The 24,192-nt window shown below is 73.7% G+C and carries 19 protein-coding genes and 1 pseudogene; 14 read left to right on the forward strand and 6 right to left on the reverse strand.

Annotation, left to right across the window (positions count from 1 at the left end; genetic code table 11):
* A pseudogene (locus ABZZ17_RS11835) lies at window positions 1-380 on the reverse strand (hypothetical protein); the annotation flags it as partial.
* Between the two features lie 15 nt (window positions 381-395).
* Between ABZZ17_RS11835 and ABZZ17_RS11840 the strand changes: the two are divergent.
* On the forward strand, window positions 396-1,274 hold the full coding sequence (locus ABZZ17_RS11840) for a hypothetical protein (protein ID WP_356874673.1): 879 nt from the start codon (window positions 396-398) through the stop codon (window positions 1,272-1,274).
* A 70-nt stretch (window positions 1,275-1,344) separates the two neighbouring features.
* Here ABZZ17_RS11840 and ABZZ17_RS11845 read toward each other — a convergent pair whose 3' ends face one another.
* The gene (locus ABZZ17_RS11845; RefSeq protein WP_356874675.1) at window positions 1,345-2,616 is read right to left on the reverse strand and encodes a DUF1015 domain-containing protein; all 1,272 of its coding nucleotides are present in this window, start codon (window positions 2,614-2,616) and stop codon (window positions 1,345-1,347) included.
* A 98-nt stretch (window positions 2,617-2,714) separates the two neighbouring features.
* Here ABZZ17_RS11845 and ABZZ17_RS11850 point away from each other — a divergent pair, with 98 nt between their 5' ends.
* The 4 genes from ABZZ17_RS11850 (at window position 2,715) to ABZZ17_RS11865 (ending at window position 6,871) form a co-directional block, all read left to right on the forward strand.
* A complete protein-coding gene (locus ABZZ17_RS11850; RefSeq protein ID WP_356874677.1) occupies window positions 2,715-3,782 on the forward strand; it encodes an HAD-IIA family hydrolase in 1,068 nt (355 codons plus the stop codon).
* A gap of 61 nt (window positions 3,783-3,843) precedes the next feature.
* Window positions 3,844-4,899, forward strand: a complete 1,056-nt coding sequence (locus ABZZ17_RS11855; protein WP_356874679.1) for an iron chelate uptake ABC transporter family permease subunit — start codon at window positions 3,844-3,846, stop codon at window positions 4,897-4,899.
* Between the two features lie 98 nt (window positions 4,900-4,997).
* Complete coding sequence (locus tag ABZZ17_RS11860) at window positions 4,998-5,987, forward strand: iron chelate uptake ABC transporter family permease subunit (protein ID WP_356874911.1); 990 nt, start codon at window positions 4,998-5,000, stop codon at window positions 5,985-5,987.
* On the forward strand, window positions 5,984-6,871 hold the full coding sequence (locus tag ABZZ17_RS11865) for an ABC transporter ATP-binding protein (protein ID WP_356874681.1): 888 nt from the start codon (window positions 5,984-5,986) through the stop codon (window positions 6,869-6,871). The genes ABZZ17_RS11860 and ABZZ17_RS11865 overlap by 4 nt, the downstream gene beginning before the upstream one ends.
* A 37-nt stretch (window positions 6,872-6,908) precedes the next feature.
* Here the strand turns inward: ABZZ17_RS11865 and ABZZ17_RS11870 are convergent, their stop codons facing one another.
* A complete protein-coding gene (locus ABZZ17_RS11870; protein WP_356874683.1) occupies window positions 6,909-7,256 on the reverse strand; it encodes an SCP2 sterol-binding domain-containing protein in 348 nt (115 codons plus the stop codon).
* 65 nt (window positions 7,257-7,321) lie between these two features.
* On the opposite strand from ABZZ17_RS11870, the gene ABZZ17_RS11875 reads away from it, so the two are divergent.
* From ABZZ17_RS11875 to ABZZ17_RS11895, 5 genes are all read left to right on the forward strand, one after another.
* Window positions 7,322-7,615 carry a hypothetical protein gene (locus ABZZ17_RS11875; protein ID WP_356874685.1) on the forward strand — a complete coding sequence of 98 codons (294 nt, stop codon included), beginning with the start codon at window positions 7,322-7,324 and terminating at the stop codon, window positions 7,613-7,615.
* Window positions 7,616-7,622: 7 nt separating this feature from the next.
* A complete protein-coding gene (locus ABZZ17_RS11880) occupies window positions 7,623-8,438 on the forward strand; it encodes a TlyA family RNA methyltransferase (RefSeq protein WP_356874687.1) in 816 nt (271 codons plus the stop codon).
* A complete protein-coding gene (locus ABZZ17_RS11885) occupies window positions 8,435-9,388 on the forward strand; it encodes an NAD kinase (RefSeq protein ID WP_356874689.1) in 954 nt (317 codons plus the stop codon). Before ABZZ17_RS11880 ends, ABZZ17_RS11885 begins: the two co-directional genes overlap by 4 nt.
* A 92-nt stretch (window positions 9,389-9,480) precedes the next feature.
* A complete protein-coding gene (gene recN / locus ABZZ17_RS11890; RefSeq protein WP_356874913.1) occupies window positions 9,481-11,199 on the forward strand; it encodes a DNA repair protein RecN in 1,719 nt (572 codons plus the stop codon).
* A 297-nt stretch (window positions 11,200-11,496) separates the two neighbouring features.
* A complete protein-coding gene (locus tag ABZZ17_RS11895) occupies window positions 11,497-12,624 on the forward strand; it encodes a glycosyltransferase family 4 protein (protein ID WP_356874691.1) in 1,128 nt (375 codons plus the stop codon).
* A gap of 16 nt (window positions 12,625-12,640) precedes the next feature.
* Here ABZZ17_RS11895 and ABZZ17_RS11900 read toward each other — a convergent pair whose 3' ends face one another.
* The 3 genes from ABZZ17_RS11900 to ABZZ17_RS11910 form a co-directional block, all read right to left on the reverse strand.
* Window positions 12,641-14,263 (reverse strand): PucR family transcriptional regulator, encoded by a 1,623-nt coding sequence (locus tag ABZZ17_RS11900; RefSeq protein ID WP_356874693.1) that lies wholly within the window; start codon window positions 14,261-14,263, stop codon window positions 12,641-12,643.
* A gap of 34 nt (window positions 14,264-14,297) precedes the next feature.
* Window positions 14,298-15,680: an FAD-binding oxidoreductase gene (locus tag ABZZ17_RS11905; protein WP_356874695.1), complete on the reverse strand. Its 1,383-nt coding sequence runs from the start codon at window positions 15,678-15,680 to the stop codon at window positions 14,298-14,300.
* Window positions 15,681-15,793: 113 nt separating this feature from the next.
* On the reverse strand, window positions 15,794-17,560 hold the full coding sequence (locus ABZZ17_RS11910) for a glycoside hydrolase family 15 protein (protein ID WP_356874915.1): 1,767 nt from the start codon (window positions 17,558-17,560) through the stop codon (window positions 15,794-15,796).
* A gap of 517 nt (window positions 17,561-18,077) precedes the next feature.
* Here ABZZ17_RS11910 and ABZZ17_RS11915 point away from each other — a divergent pair.
* From ABZZ17_RS11915 to ald, 4 genes are all read left to right on the forward strand, one after another.
* Window positions 18,078-19,730 (forward strand): CTP synthase, encoded by a 1,653-nt coding sequence (locus tag ABZZ17_RS11915; RefSeq protein ID WP_356874697.1) that lies wholly within the window; start codon window positions 18,078-18,080, stop codon window positions 19,728-19,730.
* Window positions 19,731-19,812: 82 nt separating this feature from the next.
* Window positions 19,813-20,445, forward strand: a complete 633-nt coding sequence (locus ABZZ17_RS11920) for an NUDIX hydrolase (RefSeq protein WP_356874699.1) — start codon at window positions 19,813-19,815, stop codon at window positions 20,443-20,445.
* A 335-nt stretch (window positions 20,446-20,780) separates the two neighbouring features.
* Complete coding sequence (locus ABZZ17_RS11925; protein WP_356874701.1) at window positions 20,781-22,745, forward strand: tetratricopeptide repeat protein; 1,965 nt, start codon at window positions 20,781-20,783, stop codon at window positions 22,743-22,745.
* Window positions 22,746-22,897: 152 nt separating this feature from the next.
* On the forward strand, window positions 22,898-24,013 hold the full coding sequence (ald, locus tag ABZZ17_RS11930) for an alanine dehydrogenase (RefSeq protein ID WP_356874703.1): 1,116 nt from the start codon (window positions 22,898-22,900) through the stop codon (window positions 24,011-24,013).
* Window positions 24,014-24,192: the final 179 nt, after the last annotated feature.

Genomic DNA, 24,192 nt, shown 5'->3' on the forward strand with positions numbered 1-24,192 from the left:
ACGATGACCGTGGTGGCCGTCCCACCGGTGGTGGCGACCGTCCCTCGTACCCGCGTCGCGATGACCGTGGTGGGGACCGTCCGTCGTACCCGCGTCGTGACGATGACCGTGGTGGTTTCCGTGGCGGTCGTGACGACCGTGGTGGCGACCGCCCCTCCTACCCGCGTCGTGACGACCGGGGCGGCGACCGTCCGTCCTACCCGCGTCGCGATGACCGGGGCGGCGACCGTGGTGGGTTCCGTGGCGGCCGCGATGACCGCGGTGGCGACCGTGGTGGCTACCGCGGGCGTGACGACCGTGGCGGCGACCGCGACTACCGCGCCGACCGCGACCGCGACCCGGTCAAGCGGCTCCCGATCGACGACGACGTCACCGGTCACGAGATCGACGCCGACGTGCGTCAGGAGCTCCTGAGCCTGCCCAAGGGCCTGGCCGAGGAGGTCTCGCGCAACCTGGTCATGGTGGCCCGGCTGATCGACGAGGACCCGGAGCAGGCGTACGCGTACGCCCGCATCGCCCTGCGTCTGGCTTCCCGCGTCGCCGCCGTCCGCGAGGCCGCCGGCTTCGCCGCGTACGCGACGCAGAAGTACAGCGAGGCGCTCGCCGAGTTCCGTGCCGCGAAGCGGATGACCGGTTCCGTCGAGCTGTGGCCCGTCATGGCCGACTGCGAGCGCGGCCTCGGCCGCCCGGAGCGGGCGCTGGCCATGGCCGGCGAGCCCGAGGTGCAGAAGCTGGACAAGGCCGGTCAGGTCGAGATGCGTCTCGTCGCCGCCGGTGCCCGCCGCGACATGGGCGAGCTCGACGCCGCCATCGTCACCCTGCAGAGCCCGGAGCTGGCCTCCAGCTCCGTGCAGCCGTGGACCGCGCGCCTGCGGTACGCCTACGCCGACGCCCTGCTGGCGGCCGGCCGTGAGGACGAGGCGCGGGAGTGGTTCGCCAAGACCCTCGAGGCCGACAAGGACGGCGCCACCGACGCCTCCGACCGGCTCGCCGAGATCGACGGCGTCGAGTTCGTGGACGCGGCGACCCTGGAGGACGAAGCGGACGACGAAGCGGACGCCCGCTTCGACGACGAGGACGACGAAGACGACGAGGACGACGACCAGGACGAAGCCGAAGTCGCCGCCGCCGAGCGCGCGGGCGACCAGGCCGAGTACTACGACGAGGACGACGACGAGTACGAGCCCGCCGAGGACTCCGACGTCGACGTCACCGACGAGATCGTGGTCATCGAGGACGACGAGGTCGAGGACGACGAGCGCGACAAGGCCTGAGTGGTCTGACTGACGGCGAAAGGGCGGTACCCCACCAGGGGTACCGCCCTTTCGTGCGTTCGGGGTCCGGTCAGTCGAGGCTGCGCAGGACCAGTCCGGTCGCCGGCTTCGGGCCGAACGACGTGGACTTGCGGGGCATGGTGACGCCCTGCCGGGCCAGGTCCCGCACCACGTCCTCGCGCACGGGGTGCAGCAGGACCGCCGTACCGCCGTGGCGCTCGGCCATGGCCACGGTCGCCGGGGCGTCGTGGATGTACGCGATGTGCTCCGGGGCGTCCGGCACCTGCCATAGGGCGTCGAGCAGGGAGGCGTGCAGCACGGTCGCGTCGAGCCGGCGCCAGGCCTCGGGGCGGTCGCGGCGGACGGTCCGGGCGATGAGGGCCGGATCGGGGTCCGTGACCAGGTGGAAGGTGCCGTCGCCGGTGAGCAGGAAGGCGTTGCCGCGTTCCGAGGCGTCCGCGAGCACTTCCAGAGCGAGCGGCAGGGGGCCCTCGACCGGGCGGACGCGGAAGTTGCCCTCCAGTGCGGCCAGCGCGTCCGCGAGGGGGAGCCGGCGCAGCATCCGGTGGATCGCCCGGACCTGGAGCGGGTAGCGGGCCGTGTCGACGAGGAGGACCAGGCCGAAGTCCCAGGGGGTGGGGGAGCCGTGCTCCTCCTGGAGGCGCAGGTACGTCGCCCAGCGGTGGTGGCCGTCGGCGATGAGGGCCTGGCGGTGGCCCAGGTCGTCGGCCACGGCGGCCAGCTCGGCCGGGTCGGTCACGGCCCACAGCCGGTGCAGGAAACCGTCCTCGGTGACGGTCGACAGCAGGGGGGTGCGGGCCGCCGCCGCCTCCACGACGCCGGCCGCTCCGGCGCCCGGGCCGTCGCCCCGGTAGGTGAGCAGGAGCGGTTCGAGATTGGCCGAAGTGGCGCGCATCAGGCCGGCGCGGTCGGTGACCACGTCCGGCATCACGTCCTCGTGCGGCAGGACGATGCCGGCGTCCGCGGTGGACAGGGCGAGGGCGCCGACGATGCCGCGTTGCAGGAGAGCGCCCTTGCGCTGCTCGTACACGTAGAGCGCGGGTTCCGGGTCGGCGCTGAGGACGCCCTCGGCCAGCCAGTCTCGGAGGGTGCGGGCGGCCTGCTCGTTGCGGGCGGCCGGGGTCCCGGCCTGCGGGAGGATCAGCCGGACGATGTTGTGCGGGTCGGCGGATTCGAGGTAGTCGACTCCGTCGGGTCGTACGACCACGTCGTACGGCGGCGAGGTGACGGCGGCCAGGCTGCCGACGCGTTCCGGGACGTAGCGCAGTCCGTGGAAGGGGATCAGGCGCAGCCCGTGCTCCGCGTTGCCAGGTGTGGTCATTGGTGCATGGTAAGACGCGTCTCGCGATGCGGGATGATCGGGGGAGCAATGGGGCAGAACAAACTCGGACAAGATCGATCATGTGAGGAGCGGACCGGATGACCCGGCAGAGCAGGACCAGTCCCGCGGGCAGTGAGCGGAGTCTGCACCAGGCGTACGACACGGCCCTGCTGGACCTCGACGGGGTGGTGTACGCCGGAGGGCTCGCCATCGCGCACGCGGTGGACTCCCTCGCGACGGCCCGGGCGGAGGGGATGCACCTCGCCTACGTCACGAACAACGCGCTGCGGACGCCGGACGCGGTCGCGGAGCACCTGGGCGAGCTGGGGATCCCCACGGACGCCGCCGAGGTGATCACCTCGGCGCAGGCGGTGGCGCGGCTGATCGCGGAGCAGGTCGAGCCGGGCTCGAAGGTGCTGGTGATCGGCGGCGAGGGGCTGCGGGTCGCGCTGCGGGAGCGCGGGCTGGTGCCGGTGGACTCCGCCGAGGAGGAGGGGCTCGCGGCGGTCGTCCAGGGGTACGGGGGGCCCGACCTGGCCTGGGGGCGGTTCGCGGAGGCCTCGTACGCCGTCAACCGCGGGGTGCCCTGGTACGCGTCGAACACCGACCTGACGATTCCGGGGGCGCGCGGCATCGCGCCGGGCAACGGGGCCGCCGTGGAGGTCGTACGGATCGCGACGGGCGCGGAGCCCCAGGTCGCCGGGAAGCCGCTGCCCCCGATGCACCGGGAGACCGTGCTGCGGACCGGGGCGAAGCGGCCGCTGGTGGTCGGGGACCGGCTGGACACCGACATCGAGGGTGCCTTCAACGGGGACGTCGACTCGCTGCTGGTGCTGACCGGGGTGACGGACGGGGCGCAGCTGCTGCGGGCCGAGCCGAAGCACCGGCCGACCTATGTGGACCGCGACCTGCGGGGGCTGCTGACGGGGCAGCCGGAGGTGACCGGGCAGGGCGGTGCGTGGCGGTGCGGCGGGTGGAGCGCCGTGGACATGGGCACGTTCCTGGACGTGTCGAAGGTCCTCGACATCAGCGGCGGCTCGCCGGTCGAGGGGGACGCGGAACCGCTCGACGGGCTGCGGGCCCTGTGCGCGGCGGCCTGGTCGGCGGCCGGAGACGGGGCGTACGCGCACGACGTGGAGAAGGCCCTGGCCAAGCTGGGCCTGTAGCCCCGGCCTTTGGGCCGTTCGGAGGAATGTCGGGCGGGCGAGGTAGGTTAGCCTAACCTTCGTGTTGGTTGACAGTCCCCCCGAATCCGAACAGGGCGCCGCCGTGCCGGTGCCCGCCGCCCGCCCGCGGCACGCGGTGCGCGCCGCCGGTCTGCTGGTCGCGGTCCTCGCGCTGGCGCTGGTCGTGGTGGCGAGCATCGCCGTCGGCGCCAAGGCGATGTCCCTCGACGACGTCTGGCACGGCCTCTTCGCGTACGCCGGAACCCCGAACGACGTGGTGGTGCGGGACCTGCGGGTCCCGCGCACCCTCCTCGGGGTGCTCGTCGGACTCGCACTGGGCCTGTCCGGGGCGGTGATGCAGGCACTGACCCGCAACCCGCTGGCCGAGCCCGGCATCCTGGGCGTGAACGCGGGCGCCGCGGCCGCAGTCGTCTCGGCGATCAGCTTCTTCGGCGCCGCCTCGCTGACCGAGTTCGTGTGGTGGGCCTTCCTCGGAGCCGGGACCGTCTCGGTCGTCGTGTACGTGCTCGGCGGCAGCCGCAGCGCGACGCCGGTGCGCCTCGCGCTCGCCGGTACGGCGGCCAGCGCGGCGCTCGTCGGCTACATCAACGCCGTGCAGCTGACGGACACCAAGGCGCTGGACAAGCTGCGCTTCTGGACGGTCGGTTCGCTGTCCTCCGCGAACATGGACACCGTCACGCAGGTGGCGCCGTTCCTGCTGGCCGGCGCGGTCCTCGCACTGCTGCTGGGCCGGCCGCTCAACGCGATGGCGATGGGCGACGACACGGCGAGGGCGCTCGGCGCCCACCTGACGCGGACCCGGATCGCCGCCATGGCCGCCATCACCCTGCTGTGCGGGGCGGCGACCGCGGCCTGCGGGCCGATCGTCTTCGTCGGGCTGATGATCCCGCACCTGGTGCGGGTCATCACCGGGCCGGACATGCGCTGGGTGCTCGCGTACTCGGCGGTGCTGTCGCCGGTGCTGCTGCTGGGCGCCGACGTGGTCGGACGGGTCGTCACCCGGCCCGCCGAGCTCCAGGTCGGCATCGTCACGGCGCTGATCGGCGGCCCGGTCTTCATCTACCTGGTTCGGCGCAAGAGGATGGCCCAGCTGTGACCGCGAACGGCATCGAGAGCGCCGCCCCCGCCGCCACGGCCACCGGCCCGAAGGCACGGCTGCGCGCGCTGCGCGGACCCGGGCGGACCTCGCTGCGGATGGAGCCGCGTGCGCTGGTGACCGGCCTGGTGCTGGCCGTCGCGACGGCGGTGCTGGCCGTCGTGCTCATCGGCACCGGCGACTTCGAGATCGCGCCCTGGGACGTCGTACGGACCCTGCTGGGCGACGGCAGTCCCGCCCACGACTTCATCGTCAACGACCTGCGGCTGCCGCGGGTCCTGGTCGCGCTGCTGGTCGGGGCGGCCCTCGGGATGGCCGGGGCGGTCTTCCAGTCCGTGTCCCGCAACCCGCTGGGCTCGCCCGACCTGCTGGGCTTCGCGCACGGCTCGGCCGTGGGCGCGCTCACCGTCATCGTCTTCTTCGGGGGCGGTGCCACGGAGGTGGCGGCGGGCGCGCTGGCGGGAGGTCTGCTGTCCGGTGCGGCCGTCTACCTGCTGGCCTACAAGCAGGGCATCCAGGGGTACCGGCTGGTGCTCGTCGGCATCGGGGCCTCGGCCGTCCTCGTCGCCGTGATCCAGTACCTGATGACCAAGGCCCACGTCGTCGAGGCGACCCGGGCGATGGTCTGGCTGACCGGCTCGCTGGCCGGCCGGGACTGGGCGCAGGTGTGGCCACTGCTGGCGACCTGCGCGGTGCTGTTCCCGCTGGTCCTCGGGCAGAGCCGGGCGCTGCGCATGATCGAGATGGGGGACGACGCCGCGTACGCGCTGGGCGTGCGGGTGGAGCGGACCCGGATGCTGCTGATGCTGGCGGCGATCGTGCTGACCACCGCGGCGGCCGCCGCGGCCGGCCCGATCAGCTTCGTCGCGCTGGCCGCGCCCCAGCTGGCCCGGCGCCTGAGCCGCTCGACCGGCTCGAACCTGCTCACGGGAGCGCTGATGGGCGCGGTGCTGCTGCTGGCCTCGGACCTGGCCTCGCAGCGGGCCTTCGGCGCCGACCAGTTGCCGGTGGGCGTGGTGACCGGGCTAGTCGGCGGCCTCTACCTGCTGTGGCTGCTCGTCACCGAGCGCAAGGCGGGACGCATATGAGGGCGCGGGCCGACGGCCGCGCCCCGCAGAACACGTCCGGGTACGAGCCCGGCCCTACGAGGAGTACGCACGTGCAGCGGCTGACCGCGGAGAACGTCACGCTCGGCTACGACCAGCGGGTCATCGCCGAGAACCTGTCGGTGGAGATCCCCGACCGCTCCTTCACGGTGATCGTGGGCCCCAACGCCTGCGGGAAGTCGACGCTGCTGCGGGCCCTGTCGCGGATGCTGAAGCCGTCCGCCGGGCGGGTGCTGCTGGACGGTCAGTCGATCGCGTCGATGCCCGCGAAGAAGGTGGCCCGGACGCTGGGCCTGCTCCCGCAGTCCTCGATCGCCCCGGACGGCATCACCGTCGCCGACCTCGTCTCGCGCGGCCGGTACCCGCACCAGGGGCTGCTGCGCCAGTGGTCGCCCGAGGACGAGCGGATCGTCGACGAGTCGATGGCCGCCACCGGGGTCGCCGAACTCGCCGACCGGGCCGTGGACGAGCTGTCGGGCGGCCAGCGCCAGCGCGTGTGGATCGCCATGGCGCTGGCCCAGCAGACCCCGCTGCTGCTCCTCGACGAGCCGACGACCTACCTGGACATCCAGCACCAGCTCGACGTCCTCGACCTGTGCGCGGAGCTCCACGAGGAGCAGGGGCGGACCCTGGTGGCCGTGCTCCACGACCTCAACCACGCGGCCCGCTACGCGACCCACCTGATCGCGCTGCGCGGTGGCGTGGTCGTCGCCGAGGGCCCGCCGGCCGAGGTGGTCACGGCCGCACTGGTGGAGGAGGTCTTCGGGGTCCGCTGCCAGATCATCGAGGATCCGCAGACGGGGACGCCGCTGGTGGTGCCGGCGGGGCGGTCGGCCCGTACGCGGGCGACCGCCGGGGCGCTGTAGGGACGGTCGCTGTAGGGGCGGTCGCTGTAGGGACGGTTCAGAGGAGGGACTTCAGGCGGAGCAGGTCGCGGAACCCCGCCTCCAGCCGGACCCGGCCGGAGGCCCAGGCCTTGGCGAACTTCAGCTCGCCGGCGACCAGCGCGAGCAGGTCGTCCCCGGTCATCGCCAGCCTGATCTCGGCCTTCTGGCGGGGCGGGCCCGCCTCGACGGAGTCCACCCGGATCCGGCCGCCGTCGAGGCGGCCGGCGAAGGTCCGGTCGAGGTCGGTGATGTGGCAGCTCAGGGAGCGGTCCAGGGCGGCCGCGCCGCGCACGTCCCCCTCGGCCTTCGCCAGGTTGCCGGAAAGTCGGTCGAGTGCTTCGCGGCACTCCTCGATCGTAGCCATGGTGATCACGACCGTACCGCAGAGCCGTGCGCGGCCGTCGCCCCGCTTCGGGGTAGCGTCGGTCCATGACCGACGAAGAGCCCGCGAGCGCCCCGGACGTCCCCGAGGGCCCGGAAGCCCCGGGGGCACCGGCCGGCGCGGAGCACGCCGGACCGGCGGGGCCCGCCCCGCTGGGCGTCGTGCGCACCCCCACCGGACACCCCGCCGTGGACGCCCACCTGGAGCGGCTGGCGGACGCGGACCGGCTGGCGGCGGACGGACACGTCGAGGTGTACGAGGATGTGCACAGGGGACTGCGCGAGGCGCTGACCGCGCTGGACGCACCGACCGTCCCCGGACCGAACGAAAACAGGAGCTGAACCGATCGTGGCAGGAGTGGCACGCCGCCGCCTGGACGCCGAACTGGTACGCCGCAGCATGGCCCGCTCGCGGGAGCACGCGGCCCAGCTGATCGCCGCGGGCCGGGTGACCGTGGGCGGTACCACCGCGACCAAACCGGCCACCCAGGTCGAGACCAGTGCGGCCCTCGTCGTACTCAAGGACGACAGCGACCCCGACTACGTCTCCCGCGGCGGCCACAAGCTGGCCGGCGCCCTCGCCGCGTTCACGCCGCAGGGGCTGCTGGTCGAGGGCCGGCGGGCGCTGGACGCGGGGGCCTCGACCGGCGGCTTCACGGACGTGCTGCTGCGCGCGGGCGTGGACCACGTCGTCGCCGTCGACGTCGGCTACGGGCAGCTCGCCTGGTCCTTGCAGAGCGACGACCGGGTCACCGTGAAGGACCGCACCAACGTCCGTGAGCTGACGGTCGAGCTGATCGACGGGATCCCGGTGGACCTCGTCGTCGGAGACCTGTCGTTCATCTCGATCGGACTGGTGCTGCCCGCGCTCGTCCGGTGCACGGCGCCCGGCGCGGACCTCGTGCTGATGGTGAAGCCGCAGTTCGAGGTGGGCAAGGAGCGCCTCGGCAGCGGGGGCGTGGTGCGCAGCGCCGAGCTGCGGGCGGAAGCCGTGCGCGAGGTCGCGGCGCGGGCCTGGAAGCTGGGACTGGGCGTGCTCGGGGTGACGGCGAGCCCGCTGCCCGGGCCGTCGGGGAACGTCGAGTACTTTTTGTGGCTGCGGGCGGGGGCACCGGCACTCGACCCGGGGGATGTGGACCGTGCAGTGGCGGAGGGGCCTCAGTGACAGATTCGTCGGCGTCGGCAGCTTCGGGAGTTTCACCGGACCCGGCGGATCCGGGAGGGACGCGTACGGTCTTCCTGGTCGCGCACACGGGGCGGCCGGCGGCCATCCGCAGTGCCGAACTGGTCGTCCAGGGCCTGCTCAAGTCCGGGCTGGGGGTCCGCGTCCTGGAGCACGAGGCGGCGGACCTGCCGCTGCCCCCCGAGGTGGAGCTCGTCGCGGAGTGCACGCCGACGGTGCTCGAAGGGTGTGAGCTGCTGATCGTCCTCGGCGGCGACGGGACCCTGCTGCGCGGGGCGGAGTTCGCGCGCGGCTCGGGCGTCCCGATGCTCGGCGTCAACCTGGGCCGGGTCGGCTTCCTCGCCGAGGCCGAGCGCGACGACCTCGACCGGGTCGTGGACCGGGTCGTCACCCGGGAGTACGAGGTCGAGGAGCGGATGACCCTCGACGTCCTCGTACGGACGAACGGTGACGTGGTCCACCGGGACTGGGCGCTGAACGAGGCCGCCGTCCAGAAGGTGTCCCCGGAGCGGATGCTGGAAGTGGTCCTGGAGATCGACGGACGCCCGGTGACCGGCTTCGGCTGCGACGGGATCGTGTGCGCGACGCCGACGGGCTCCACCGCGTACGCCTTCTCGGCCGGCGGGCCGGTGGTCTGGCCGGAGGTCGAGGCGCTGCTGATGGTGCCGATCAGCGCGCACGCGCTGTTCGCGAAGCCGCTGGTGACCTCGCCGGACTCGGTGCTGGCGGTCGAGGTGCAGACCGGGACCCCGCACGGCGTGCTGTGGTGCGACGGGCGGCGGATGCTGGAACTGCCCTCCGGGGCCCGCGTGGAGGTCCGCCGGGGCACGGTGCCGGTACGGCTCGCCCGGCTGCACCACGCGTCCTTCACGGACCGGCTCGTCGCGAAGTTCGCGCTGCCGGTGTCGGGGTGGCGCGGTGCACCCCATTAGTACGTATTCGCACACGCGTTCGGAAGGCTCCGGGCGGGTGCTGTCCCATGGCACCGGTGAAACCTCGGTATCGTCGTCCCGTGCTTGAGGAGATGCGGATACGGTCGCTCGGGGTCATCGACGACGCGGTGGTCGAGCTGTCGCCCGGATTCACCGCGGTGACCGGCGAGACCGGCGCGGGCAAGACGATGGTCGTCACCAGCCTCGGGCTGCTGCTCGGCGGCCGCGCCGACCCGGCCCTGGTGCGGATCGGGGCCAAGGCGGCGGTGGTCGAAGGGCGCATCGTGCTGCGCCCGGACGCGCCCGCCGCCCTGCGCGCCGAGGAGGCAGGGGCGGAGCTCGACGACGGCACGCTGCTGATCAGCCGGACCGTGTCCGCCGAGGGGCGTTCGCGCGCCCACGTCGGCGGCCGCTCCGTGCCCGTCGGCCTGCTCGGGGAGCTCGCGGACGAGCTGGTCGCCGTCCACGGCCAGACCGACCAGCAGGGCCTGCTGCGGCCCGCCCGGCAGCGCCAGGCCCTCGACCGGTACGCCGGGAACGCGGTCGCCGTCCCCCTGGAGAAGTACGCCGGCGCCTACCGCAGGCTGCGGGCCGTCGCCGTCGAGCTGGAGACCCTCACCACCCGGGCCCGGGAGCGGGCCCAGGAGGCGGACCTGCTGCGCTTCGGGCTGGACGAGGTCGCCGCCGTCGAGCCGCTGCCCGGCGAGGACGCCGAGCTCGCCGCCGAGGCCGAGCGGCTCGGGCACGCCGAATCCCTCGCGTCGGCCGCGCAGGCCGCCCACGCGGCCCTCGCGGGCAACCCGGAGGACCCGGAGGGCATCGACGCCAACACGCTCGTCGCGGGCGCGCACCGGGCCCTGGAATCCGTACGCTCCCACGACCCGGCCCTCGGCGCGCTCGCGGAGCGGATCGGGGAGCTCGGCATCCTGCTGGCCGACGTGGCCGGCGAACTGGCCGGGTACGCCGACGACCTCGACGCCGATCCGCTGCGGCTGGCCGCGGTGGAGGAGCGGCGGGCGGCGCTGACCCAGCTGACCCGCAAGTACGGCGATTCGATCGACTCCGTACTGGAATGGGCCCAGCAGGGCTCCGCCCGGCTGCTGGAGCTGGACGGCGACGACGAGCGGATCGCGGAGCTGACCGCCGAACGGGACGCGCTGCGCGACGAACTGTCGCTGCTGGCCCAGGCGTTGACGGACGCGCGCGGCGAGGCGGCCGAACGGTTCGCCTCCGCCGTCACCGCCGAGCTGGCCTCCCTGGCCATGCCGCACGCCCGGGTGACGATCGACATCCGGCAGACCGAGGACGCCGAGGGCGTCGAGGTCGGCGGCCGCACGGTCGCGTACGGGCCCTCCGGCGCGGACGAGGTCGAACTGCTGCTGGCCCCGCACCCGGGAGCCCAGCCCCGGCCGATCGCCAAGGGCGCCTCGGGCGGTGAGCTGTCGCGGGTCATGCTCGCGGTGGAGGTCGTGTTCGCCGGGTCCGACCCGGTGCCCACCTACCTCTTCGACGAGGTCGACGCGGGCGTCGGCGGCAAGGCGGCCGTCGAGGTCGGACGGCGGCTCGCGAAGCTCGCGAAGTCCGCGCAGGTCGTCGTCGTCACCCACCTCCCGCAGGTGGCGGCCTTCGCCGACCGGCAGCTGCTGGTGGAGAAGACCGTCGACGGGTCCGTGACCCGCTCGGGCGTGACCGTCCTGGAGGGCGAGGACCGGATCCGGGAACTGTCCCGGATGCTCGCCGGCCAGGAGGACTCGCAGACCGCCCGCGCCCACGCCGAGGAACTGCTCGCGGCGGCGCGGGCCGACGCCTGAGCGCACCGGCGGGGTCCGGAGCCCGCAGGCCGCCGGGCGGCCGGTGGCCGAGGAGCCGGCGGGGCCCGGGACGGACGCCGTCCCGGGCCCCCGGCGTGTCCGGGGCCGGGCCCGGGCCGGGTTCGGAACCGTAGATTCCGGGGGCTCCGGGATGACACCGGGATAGCCCGTGTGGGTGAGGCTGGAAGACGTCGCGCGGTATCTCGTACGGGATCCGCACCCGTATGGTCCCGGAACGCGCGTGCGGACTGGCATCCTGGGCGACGTCTCTGACTCCTCCCCCTGGAGCTTCGGCCCGTGAGCAGCTCCCCGGTTTCGCTCCCCGCCCCCGCACAGCCGTACGGGCGGCCGCCGCTGCGTACCGTCCAGGTCCTCGGCGGTGCGGGCGCGGGCAGCAGTGCCCACGTACGGTCCCTGACGACCGGTCTGGCCGCGCGCGGTGTACGGGTGACCGTGTGCGCCCCCGTCACCGCCGAGGGCGAGTACGACTTCACCGGCGCGGGCGCCGAGTTCACCCCGGACGCCGGGAGCGCCCTGCGGGCCGCCTGCGCCGGAGCCGACCTGGTCCACGCGCACGGCGTACGGGCCGGCATGCGGGCCGCGCTCGCACTGCGCGGCGGCGGGCGGCGGGTGCCGCTGGTGGTGACCTGGCACGGGGGCGCCCCCGAAACGGCGGGCGTCTTCGGGCGGCTGGGCCGGCTGCTGGAGCGGCGCGTGGCGCGGGCCGCGGCCGTGGTGCTCGGCGCCTCCTCGGACCAGGTGGACCTGGCCCGGCTGCGGGGGGCGCGCGACGCCCGGCTCGCGGCCGTGGCCGTACCCGCACCCGCGGCCGCCGGACCGGAACCGGTGGCCGACGCCGACAAGACCCGGGCGGAACTGGGCGTCGTCGAGCGGCCGTTGGTCATCGCGGTCGGGAGCCTGGTGGCACGCCGCGGGTACTCCGTCCTGCTGGACGCGGCGCGCTCCTGGCGGGCGCTGGACCCGGTGCCGCTGCTCGTGATCGCGGGGGAGGGGCCGCTGCGGGCCGAACTGTCCCGGCGGATCGAGGAGGAGGGCCTCCCGGTACGGCTGCTCGGGCGGCGCCGGGACGCGGACCGGCTGCTGGCCGCCGCGGACGTCGCGGTCCTGCCGAGCCGCTGGGAAGGACGCTCCCTGCTCGCCCAGGAGGCGCTGCGGGCCGGGGTGGCCCTCGTGGCCACCGAGGTCGGCGGAGTGCCCGAGCTGGTCGGGAACGCGGCCGTGCTCGTCCCGTACGGGAATCCCGGCGCGCTCGCGGGCGCCGTGGCCGCGCTGCTGGGCGATCCCGGGCGGCGGGCCGAACTCGCGGAGGCCGGGCGGGCCCAGGCCGCGACGTGGCCGTCCGAGGACGACACCGTCGCCCAGGTCCTGTCGGTGTACGACGAACTGATGGAGCGCCGGCGCTGAACCCCGCCCCGGCGCGTCAGGCCGGGGCCACGTGCCGTCGGGCGCGCAGGGCCAGGCTGAGGGAGAGGACCGTCTCCGGGTCGTCCAGGTCCGTGCCCAGCAGCTCCGAGATCCGCGCCAGCCGGTTGTACAGGGTCTGGCGGTTCAGGTGCAGCTCCCGGGCCGTCTCCGCCTTGCGCCCCGCGTGCGCCAGGTACGTCTCCAGGGTGGGCAGCAGCGGCGGCCGGGAGGCGGCGTCGTGGACGCGCAGCGCCCCGATCGCCCGGTCCACGAACGCCGCCAGGTCGGGGTGTTCGCGCAGCCGCCACAGCAGCAGGTCGATGTCCAGGCGGCGGGCGTCGTACCAGGGCCGGGCCGGGAGCCCGTGCGCGGCGGTGGCGGTCTCGGCCGCGTGCCGCAGGCCCGCCGAGGCGGCCGCCCAGCTGCCGGAGACCCCCACGACCACCGCCGGCGGCGACCCGGCCCGGTCCAGGCCGGCCCGCTCGACGCCCGCCCGCAGCGCCGAGGCGACCCGGTCGGCGACCGTCGTGCGCTCCGACTCCGCGCGCAGCGACACCAGCAGCGGCACCCGTCCCTCCACCGGCCGGACGCCCAGCAGCACCGGGACCCCGACCGACGACAGCTCCTCCAGCACCGCCCGGGCCAGGACGGCCCAGTTCCCCGCGGCCCCCAGTTCGGTGGACAGCCGCATCACGATCGGCAGCAGCGGCCCCGTGCCCGGCCGGAAGCCCAGCACCCGCGCCTGCGCCGGGGCGTCCTCCGCCGAGATCCGGCCCTCCGCCAGGTCCGTCAGGAAGTCGCCGCGGCCGCGCGCCGCCAGCTCCTCCTCCTGCCGCGCCTGCATGAGGACCACGGCCAGCACCCCGGCCGTGCGCTCCGCCGCCATCCGGTGGACGGGCAGCAGCGGCGCCGAGACCCCGGCCAGGACCACCCGGGCCCGGACCGAGCCCGTGCCGTGTCCGCCGCCGGGGACGTCGACCACCACCGCGTTCCCCGAGGGCTCTGCCTCCCGCTGGCCGCGCAGGCCCTCCCACACCTGGAGCGGGTCCGCCGCGGCCTCCCCGGACACCGGCCCGGCCGCGTACAGCAACTGCCCGTCCGGGGTCTCCAGGAAGACCGGGTTCGCCGTGAAGTCGGCCAGGATGCGCAGCACCTGCGGGATCCCGCCGCCGCCGAGCAGGGCCTCCGTACAGCGCCGGTGGACCTCCTCGGCCCGCTGCAGGAGGGCGTAGTGGCCGTTGACGATCTCGGTGTGGACCTCCTCGGTCACCGCCACGAAGGGCACCTCGCGGTGGAGCTGCACCAGCGGCAGCCCGGCCGCGCGCGCCGTCTCCACGATGGTCGCCGGCAGCCGTGTGAAGCGCGGTCCCAGCTCGACGACCAGCGCGGCGATGCCCCGGTCCGCGAGGCGGCGTACGAAGGCGCGCTGCTCGGCGGGCCGGGTGCCCAGGCCCAGGCCCGTGGTCAGCAGCAGCTCGCCGCCCTTGAGCAGCGAGGCGATGTTGGGGACCTCGCCCGCGTGCACCCAGCGGACGGTCCGGCCGAGCCGGTCGGCGCAGGCCACCACCTCCGGGAGACCGCCGCGCAGCCCCGGCAGCTCAAGTGCCCGCTGAACCGTGATTCCGCCCTGGTTGTCCATATCGCGGACCGTACCCGTGCGTCACGCCGGAGCGCTAAGCGGGTGCGATGTTGTGGTTGAACCGGAAGACGTTGTCCGGGTCGTACTCCCGCTTCACCGCCCCCAGCCGCCGCATGTTCTCCGCGCCCAGCCCGGCCACGACCCGCTCCGCGCCCTCGTGTCCGGTGAAGTTGAGGTAGACCGCGCCGGTCGACCAGGGCCGCACGTCCTCCCGCACGTCCTTGACCCACTGGCGGCACAGCTCGTCGTCCGCGGGGTCCTCCCAGATCGCGAACGGGTGCACGGCCCACGGCGCGTCCCGGTAGGGGACCGGGTAATCGGCCGGGCCGTCGGCGATCGCGCCGCCCTGCGGGAACACGAGGTGCTGCGTGCCCGTCGGCACCGGCATGGCGCCCGCCCGGGCGCAGAACACGTCCACGAACGCGTCCGGGACGCCCGTCAGATACTCCGCCGACCAGTAGTTCCGCATCCCCGGCGGGTCGTCGATCATGCACTGGAGGTCGGCGTACGGGATGGCCGTCACGATCTCCGACTCGTGCGGCAGCGCCAGCAGCGGCTCGGCCAGCCGGCGCATCTCGTCCTCCGGACCGGCGTACGTCAGCAGCGCACCCGCCATCAGCCGCCCCACCAGGTGGGCCGGTACGAACTCCTCCGGCGGGCCGGTCAGGTACATGGCCGCCCCGCTCGCCTCGCGCGGACCCGCCTCGATCACGGCGCGGAACGTACGGAGCACCTCGGGCCCGTACTCGGGCAGGTACAGGACGAACGCGATCGACATGGCGGGCAGCTCGTGCAGCCGCAGCGTCATCGAGGTGGCGATCCCGAAGTTCCCGCCGCCGCCGTGCAGCGCCCAGAACAGCTCGGGACGGTCCTCGGCGGTCGCGGTCACCGTCTCTCCGTCCGCGGTCACCAGGTCCACGCCGAGCAGATTGTCGACGGCCAGCCCGAACGCCCGGTCCAGCCAGCCCGACCCGCCGCCCAGCACGAACCCGCCGACCCCGGTGGTGGAGACCCGCCCGCCGGTCGTGGCCAGGCCGTGCGGCTGGCAGGCCCGGTCCAGGTGGCTCATGGTCGCGCCGCCGGCCACCCGTACCGCCCGGGCCGCCGGATGCACCGTCACCTCGTTCATCCGCCGCAGGTCGATCACCAGCGCCCCGTCGCCGAGCGCCGTCCCGGCCACGCTGTGCCCGCCGCCGCGCACCGCGACCGGCAGGTCCAGCTCGCGGGCGAAGCGGACGGCCGTGACCACGTCCGCCTCGCTCTCGCACTGGGCGATCACGGCCGGCCGCCGGTCGATCATGGCGTTGAAGACCGTCCTGGCCTCGTCGTAGCCGCTGTCCTCCGGAGCGAGGACCGGGCCCGAGAGGTCCTCGCGGAGCGCGGCCAGGGCCGTACCCGCCTTCGATGGGGAAGCCATGACCGGCCCCCTTCCGGGAAGGGCATGGGACCCCTTCAGGCTAGGCGCGCCACCGCCTCGGGGCATCCCGGGGGCGGCGGCCCTGCGGGCGGCCGCCCCCGGGATCCGGTGCGTCAGCCCCCGTACGCGCCGCTCGCGGTGAGCCGCAGCGCGGTGTCGATCAGCGGGACGTGGCTGAAGGCCTGCGGGAAGTTCCCGACCTGCCGCTGGAGCTTGGGGTCCCACTCCTCGGCCAGCAGCCCCAGGTCGTTGCGCAGGGCGAGGAGCTTCTCGAAGAGCCGGCGGGCCTCGTCGACCCGGCCGATCATCGCCAGGTCGTCGGCCATCCAGAACGAGCAGGCCAGGAAGGCCCCCTCGTCACCCGCCAGCCCGTCCACACCGGCCTCCTCGCCGGCCGTCGGGTAGCGCAGGATGAAACCGTCCTGGGTCGACAGCTCGCGCTGGATCGCCTCGATGGTCCCGATGACGCGCTTGTCGTCCGGCGGCAGGAAGCCCATCTGCGGGATCAGCAGCAGCGAGGCGTCCAGCTCCTGGGAGCCGTAGGACTGCGTGAACGTGTTGCGTTCCTTGTCGTAGCCCTTCTCGCACACGTCGGCGTGGATCTCGTCGCGCAGCTCGCGCCAGCGCTCCAGCGGGCCGTCGGCGTCGCCGCTCTCGATCAGCTTGATCGTGCGGTCCACGGCCACCCAGGCCATCACCTTGGAGTGCACGAAGTGGCGGCGCGGGCCGCGCACCTCCCAGATGCCCTCGTCCGGCTCGCTCCAGTGGGTCTCCAGGTAGCGGATCAGCTTGAGCTGGAGCAGCGACGCGTAGTCGTTGCGCGCCAGCCCGGTCATGTGCCCCAGGTGCAGGGCCTCGGTGACCTCGCCGTACACGTCGAGCTGCAGCTGGTGGGCGGCCCCGTTGCCGACGCGGACCGGACCGGAGTTCTCGTAGCCCGGCAGCCAGTCCAGCTCCGTCTCGCCCAGCTCCCGCTCGCCCGCGATCCCGTACATGATCTGCAGGTTCTCCGGGTCGCCGGCGACCGCGCGCAGCAGCCAGTCCCGCCAGGCCGCGGCCTCCTCGCGGTAGCCGGTGCGCAGCAGCGAGGACAGGGTGATCGCGGCGTCCCGCAGCCAGGTGTAGCGGTAGTCCCAGTTGCGGACCCCGCCGATCTCCTCCGGGAGGGAGGTGGTCGGCGCGGCGACGATCCCGCCCGTGGGGGCGTACGTCAGGGCCTTGAGGGTGATCAGGGAGCGCACCACGGCCTCCCGGTAGGGCCCGTGGTACGTGCAGTGCGCCACCCACTCCCGCCAGAACTCGCTGGTGGCCTCCAGCGCGGCCTCGGCGTCGGGGCACTCGGGGGCGCTGCGGTGCGAGGGCTGCCAGCTGATGGCGAAGGTCACCCGGTCACCGGGGCCGACGGTGAAGTCGGAGTACGTCGTCAGGTTCTTGCCGTACGTCTCGGCCTCGGTGTCCACCCAGACCGAGTCCGGGCCGGCGACGGCCACCGTACGGCCGTCCACCTTGTGCACCCAGGGCACGACCCGGCCGTAGCTGAAGCGCATGCGCAGCGCCGAGCGCATCGGGACGCGCCCGCTGACGCCCTCCACGACGCGGATGAGCTGGGGCGCGTGGCCCTCGCGCGGCGGCATGAAGTCGATGACTCGGACGGTCCCCCGCGGGGTGTCCCACTCCGACTCCAGCACCAGTGATTCGCCGCGGTAGCGGCGACGGTCGGCTCGCGGCGCCTCGGTCCCGGGCGGGACCGCGGGGCCGACCCGCCAGAACCCGTGCTCCTCGGTACCGAGAATGCTCGCGAAGGCGGCAGGGGAATCGAAACGGGGCAGACACAACCAGTCCACCGCTCCGTCCCGGCAGACCAACGCCGCGGTCTGCATGTCCCCGATCAGTGCGTAATCCTCGATGCGCCCGGACACGTTGCATCTCCAGTCGAACGGCCACGTCCGCCCCTGAGGGCGCTTGCATTGCGCGGATGCGCGGTCTTCCTGCGTGTAGGGATCACCGCGTCGAGCTCCAGACTGCCGGACGAGGCGTGGTGACGCCGAATTCCGGCCTGCTCGACGGCGATGTAACAGCGGTATCCGAGCAGGGTATGACGGGCACCCTAGTGATCTCCTGAAGTCCTGGGACAATGTGGCTGGACTGAACGGGTGACCTGGGCGAACGGCCCTGACGGGCCGCCCCGGGAGGGTGTGGCGCGCGCCCGCCGCCGCGCGCCCGGAGGCGGACCGTCCCGGGCGCTGATAGGCTGGTACCCCGTGGACCGGTGGTCTGCCTGTGCGAATCAGGAGCCCCGAAACCGCAGCTTCGGCGCCCCCTGAGACCCCTTCCGGATCTCCGCGGAACGGCGCCGGACGCACCTCACCTCGCGACCACGGGAGCCCCCTCTTGGCGATGCCGCCCAAATCCATGACGACCAAGCACATCTTCGTCACCGGGGGTGTCGCTTCGTCCCTCGGCAAGGGGCTGACGGCCTCCAGCCTGGGTGCGCTGCTGAAGGCGCGCGGCCTGCGGGTCACGATGCAGAAGCTCGACCCGTACCTGAACGTCGACCCCGGCACGATGAACCCCTTCCAGCACGGTGAGGTGTTCGTCACCAACGACGGCGCCGAGACCGACCTGGACATCGGCCACTACGAGCGCTTCCTCGACGTCGACCTCGACGGCTCGGCCAACGTCACCACCGGCCAGGTCTACTCGCAGGTCATCGCCAAGGAGCGGCGCGGCGAGTACCTCGGCGACACCGTGCAGGTCATCCCGCACATCACCAACGAGATCAAGCACCGCATCCGCCGCATGGCGACCGCGGACGTCGACGTGGTGATCACCGAGGTCGGCGGCACCGTCGGCGACATCGAGTCGCTGCCCTTCCTGGAGACCGTCCGCCAGGTCCGCCACGAGGTCGGCCGCGACAACGTCTTCGTCGTGCACATCTCGCTGCTGCCCTACATCGGCCCCTCCGGCGAGCTGAAGACCAAGCCCACCCAGCACTCCGTCGCGGCGCTGCGCAACATCGGCATCCAGCCCGACGCGATCGTGCTGCGCGCCGACCGCGAGGTCCCCACCTCCATCAAGCGCAAGATCTCGCTGATGTGCGACGTGGACGAGGCCGCCGTGGTCGCCGCGATCGACGCCAAGTCGATCTACGACATCCCGAAGGTCCTGCACACCGAGGGCCTCGACGCGTACGTCGTCCGCAAGCTCGACCTGCCCTTCCGCGACGTCAACTGGACCGTCTGGGAAGACCTCCTGGACCGGGTCCACAACCCCGACCACGAGGTCAAGGTCGCGCTCGTCGGCAAGTACATCGACCTGCCCGACGCCTACCTGTCGGTGACCGAGGCGCTGCGCGCCGGCGGTTTCGCCAACCGGGCCCGCGTCCAGATCAAGTGGGTCGCCTCCGACGACTGCAAGACCCCGGCCGGGGCGGCGGCGGTGCTCGGCGACGTGGACGCGATCTGCGTCCCCGGCGGCTTCGGCGACCGCGGTGTCAACGGCAAGGTCGGCGCGATCACCTACGCCCGCGAGAACAAGGTCCCGCTGCTCGGCCTGTGCCTGGGCCTGCAGTGCGTGGTCATCGAGGCCGCGCGCAACCTCGCGGGCATCGAGGACGCGAACTCCACCGAGTTCGACGCCTCCACCCCGCACCCGGTCATCTCGACCATGGAGGAGCAGCTGGCCTTCGTCGAGGGCGCGGGCGACCTGGGCGGCACCATGCGCCTCGGCATGTACCCGGCGAAGCTCGCCGAGGGCTCCATCGTGCGCGAGGTCTACGGCGACCAGGCGTACGTGGACGAGCGCCACCGCCACCGCTACGAGGTCAACAACGCCTACCGCGGCGAACTGGAGCAGAAGGCGGGCCTCGTGTTCTCCGGCACCTCCCCGGACAACAAGCTCGTCGAGTACGTCGAGTACCCGCGCGAGGTCCACCCCTACCTGGTGGCCACGCAGGCCCACCCGGAGCTCCGCTCCCGCCCGACCCGGCCGCACCCGCTCTTCGCGGGCCTGGTCAAGGCGGCCGTGGAGCGCCAGCAGTCGGCGAAGTGACCGCCTGAGCGCATAACGTAGGCAGCCGGGGTACGGAAAGATCCGTACCCCGGCTGTCGCGCGTTGTGTGGAGGCTAGGGGCATGGGCATCAGCGATACGTCGGAAAGCTGGGAGACGCTGTCGACGCGGCGGCCCTTCCAGGGCGCCAAGACGGCCGTCGACTCGGACATGGTGCGGATGCCGGACAGGTCGGTGGCCCGCCGCGACTACCAGGTCCACCCCGGCTCGGTGTGCGCCCTGGCCCTCGACGCCGAGGACCGGGTCCTCGTGATCCGCCAGTACCGCCACCCGGTGCGCCACCGGCTGTGGGAACTGCCCGCCGGTCTGCTGGACGTGCCGGGGGAGAACCCGCTGCACGCGGCGCAGCGCGAGCTGTACGAGGAGGCGCACGTCAAGGCCGAGGACTGGCGGGTGCTGGCCGACTTCTTCGCCTCGCCCGGCGGCTCCGACGAGGCGATCCGGATCTTCCTGGCGCGGGGCGTCTCCGCCGCCGAGGGGGAGCGGTACGAGGAGTCCGACTCGGAGGAGGCCGACATGGAGGTGGCCTGGGTACCCCTGGCCGACCTCGTGCGCGGCGTCCTCGCGGGCGAACTGGGCAACCCCGGCCTCGTCACGGGCGTACTGGCCCTCGCCGCCGCCACGGCCTCCGGGGACGGCCCCGACGGCCTCCGCCCGGCCCTGGCCCCCTGGCCGGCCCGCCCGTACGAAGCGTAGTCACCGCGCCCCGCACCCCGGCGCGGCCCGGGGGTCCGGCCCGGCCGGGGGAGCGGGGGAGGCCTCCCCGCCCGGCCGCAGCCGCCCACGGGCGGCTGGCCGCCGCCCCGCTCCGTACCGCGACCCGCCCGGCCTGCGCGGGACCCGCCGGCGGGCGGTGGCGCGGGGCGGCAACCCGGCCCGGGCGGGGCGCCGGAGCCGGGACGTGCCGCCCGCGCACGATAAAGCGGACCATCCGCTGATCCGATTGGGGGATCTACCCGCCGCGCTCCACCCGGGTCGTCGCTCTGCGTGAACTACGCTCGCAACCCGAAGGCAGGGAGAGGAGCGGATCCGTGACGGATTTCGTCGGGCGGCGGCGTGAGCTCAAGGAGCTGCGCGAGGACATCGCGCGGACCGGGCTCGACACCCTCTCCGGCCGCAAGGCCAAGGCGCCCCGCGCGCGGGTGCTGCTGGTCGCCGGACGGCCCGGCTCCGGCCGGACCGCCCTCGCCGAGGCCTTCGTCCGCGAGGTCGCCGACCAGTACCCCGACGGGCTGTTCACGGTCCGTCTCACCACCCCCGGCGGGGAGGCGGTGACCGCCGAACGGGCCGGCCGCACCCTGCTGGAGGCCCTCGGCAGGCCCACCCCGCCCGGCGCCGGTGAGGAAGACCTGAGCGCCGCCCTGCGGGAGGCGCTCGCCGGCCGGCGGGCCATCCTCCTCCTCGACGACGCCGCCGACCCGCAGCAGGTCGACGCCCTGCTCCCGGACACCCCCGAGTGCCTGGTCGTCGTCACCGCCGAGGGACCGCTCACCGGGATCCCGGACGTCCGCCCCTGCACCCTCGGCGGCCTGGACACCCCCTCCGCCGTCGAGATGCTCGCCCAGCAGATCGGCGACACCCGCGTCACCGTCGACCCCCGCGCCGCCGAGGCCCTCGCCGAGGAGTGCGGAGGCCAGCCCGCAGCCCTCGCGCTGGCCGGCGGCTGGCTCGCCGCCCACCCCAAGGCCGCCGTCGCCGACCTGGCCAAGCAGCTCCACGACATGCCCCCGGGCACCAGCGGCCCGCTCGCCCGCTCCTTCCGGCTCGTCTACGCGTCCCTCCCGCAGCCGGCCCAGCGCACGCTGCGGCTCCTGCCGCTCGCCCCCGCCGGGATGCTCGACTCGCACACCGCCTCCGCCCTCGCCGGATGCTCGGTGGCCGCCGCGCAGTCCACCCTGGAGGACTTCGCCGGGCTGGGCCTCGTACGGCACGCGCACAACGGCCTGTTCCTGCTCCCCGGCTGCCTCGCACCGCTGCTCCAGTCCCTGCTGGAGGCCAAGGAACGGCCCGCCGAGGTCCAGCTCGCCCGCGCCCGGATGCTGGAGCGGACCGTACGGCTGCTGACCTCCTGCCGCGCCATGGCCGAGGACGACGAGGACCTGCTGCGGGAGCGCCTCGACGGGACGCCCCGCGCCCTGCGGTTCCCGGACCGGCGGGCCGCGGCCGTGTGGCTGGACACCCGGCTGCCCGCCCTGACGGCGGCCGCCACCCTGGCCGTCGCCGACGGCGGCCTGGACACCCTCGCCCGGCGCCTGGTGTCCGCCCTGGTCAGGGCCCTCGCCGAGCACCGGGGCACCGAGGCCGCCGCCCCCGAGCTGTACGGGCTGCACCGGCTCGTCCTCGACGTGGCCGAGCGGCGCGGCCTGCACCGGGAGCAGGCCGCCGCCCTGCTGAACCTGGCCGACCTCGACGCCGAGACCGGCCGCACCCAGGAGGCCCTGGAGCGGTACCGGGCCGCGCTCGACGCGGGAAAGGCCGCGAAGGACCCGTACGCCACCGGCCGCGCGATGGAATCCGTAGGCGGCGCGTACCAGGAGCTGGAGGACTGGCCGCGGGCCTCCGACTGGTTCGGCCGCGCCCTGTCCCACGCCCTCGCCCGGGGGGAGCGCGCGGACGAGGCCAGGCTGTACGGCCGGCTGGGCAACGTGCACACCTACGCGGGCCGCTACGGGGAGGCGCTGCGCAGCTGGCGGGCCGCCGCCGCGGGCTACCGCAAGCTCGCCGATGTTCCGGGCCAGGCAAAGGCGTTGAGCGAGATGGCGCGGGTCCAGGAGTACGCCGGACGGCCCGAGGAATCCCTGCACACCTGCCGCGAGGCGATCGAGCTGGCGCGCCGGGCCGGGGACCTGCGACTTCAGGCCGCCCTACAGGTCCGGCTGGCCGACACGCTGGACCGGCTCGGCGACCCCGCGGCCGCCAGGCTGCACCGGTCCGCAGCCGACAGATTGCTGGGAGATGACCCCGCTGCCTGCGAAATCCGTAGTGCTTCCGACTGAGATTATTCGTTTGCAAGGCTAGACAGCGACTCATCCTTCATTAGACTGGGTTCACCGCGGCTTCCCGTGGTGCATCCCGTTGCGCGTTCTTGTGGGCGGGTATGTATGGAAGTAGCCCGTAATATCCCCTGAGCCAAGGACCGTGATCGACGATGAAGGTCGGCATCCCCCGCGAGGTCAAGAACAACGAGTTCCGGGTCGCCATCACGCCCGCCGGCGTGCATGAGCTGGTCCGCAACGGCCACCAGGTCTTCGTCGAGCAGAACGCCGGTGTCGGCTCCTCGATCACGGACGCCGAGTACGTCTCGGCCGGTGCCGAGATCCTCGGTACCGCCGACGAGGTCTGGGCGACCGCCGACCTGCTGCTGAAGGTCAAGGAGCCCATCGCGGAGGAGTACCACCGCCTCCGCAAGGACCAGACCCTCTTCACCTACCTGCACCTCGCGGCCTCCCGCGAGTGCACGGACGCCCTCCTGGAGTCCGGCACCACCGCCATCGCGTACGAGACGGTCGAGCTCGCGAACCGCGCGCTCCCGCTGCTCGCCCCGATGTCCGAGGTCGCGGGCCGCCTGGCCCCGCAGGTCGGCGCCTACCACCTGATGCGCTCGGCCGGCGGCCGCGGCGTGCTCCCGGGCGGCGTGCCCGGCACCTCCGCGGGCGAGGCCGTCGTCATCGGCGGTGGCGTCTCCGGCTGGAACGCCGCGCAGATCGCCATCGGCATGGGCTTCCACGTGACCCTGCTCGACCGCGACATCAACAAGCTCCGCGAGGCCGACAAGATCTTCGGCACGAAGATCCAGACGATCGTCTCCAACGCCTACGAGCTGGAGAAGGCCGTCCTCGCGGCCGACCTCGTCATCGGCGCGGTGCTGATCCCGGGTGCGAAGGCGCCGAAGCTGGTCACCAACGAGCTCGTCTCCCGGATGAAGCCCGGAAGTGTCCTTGTCGACATTGCGATCGACCAGGGAGGCTGCTTCGAGGACTCCCGTCCGACCACTCACGCCGAGCCGACCTTCCAGGTCCACAACTCGGTCTTCTACTGCGTCGCCAACATGCCGGGCGCGGTGCCGAACACCTCCACCTACGCGCTGACCAACGCGACCCTGCCGTACATCGTGCAGCTCGCGAACCTCGGCTGGGCCGAGGCCCTCCGTCGCGACCCGGCGCTCGCGCTCGGCCTCAACACCCATGACGGCCAGGTCGTTTACGGTCCCGTCGCCGAGGCCCACGGCCTCGAGACCCTTGAGCTGAGCACGCTGCTCGGCTGATCCGTCAACGACTGACGTCAATCTCACGTATCCGGCCGGACCTTGCCCGCAAGGTCCGGCCGGACGCGTTCGCGGGGTGCCCGCCGACCCGCCTCAACTCGCCTCGAACGTAACCCTTTAACCCTTTCGCACACCCGCGAAACTTCGCGGCGACAGCTCGTACGCCCTTGACAGAGTGG

The organism is Streptomyces sp. NPDC006512 (genome assembly GCF_040611935.1).
Taxonomy (GTDB): Bacteria; Actinomycetota; Actinomycetes; order Streptomycetales; family Streptomycetaceae; genus Streptomyces.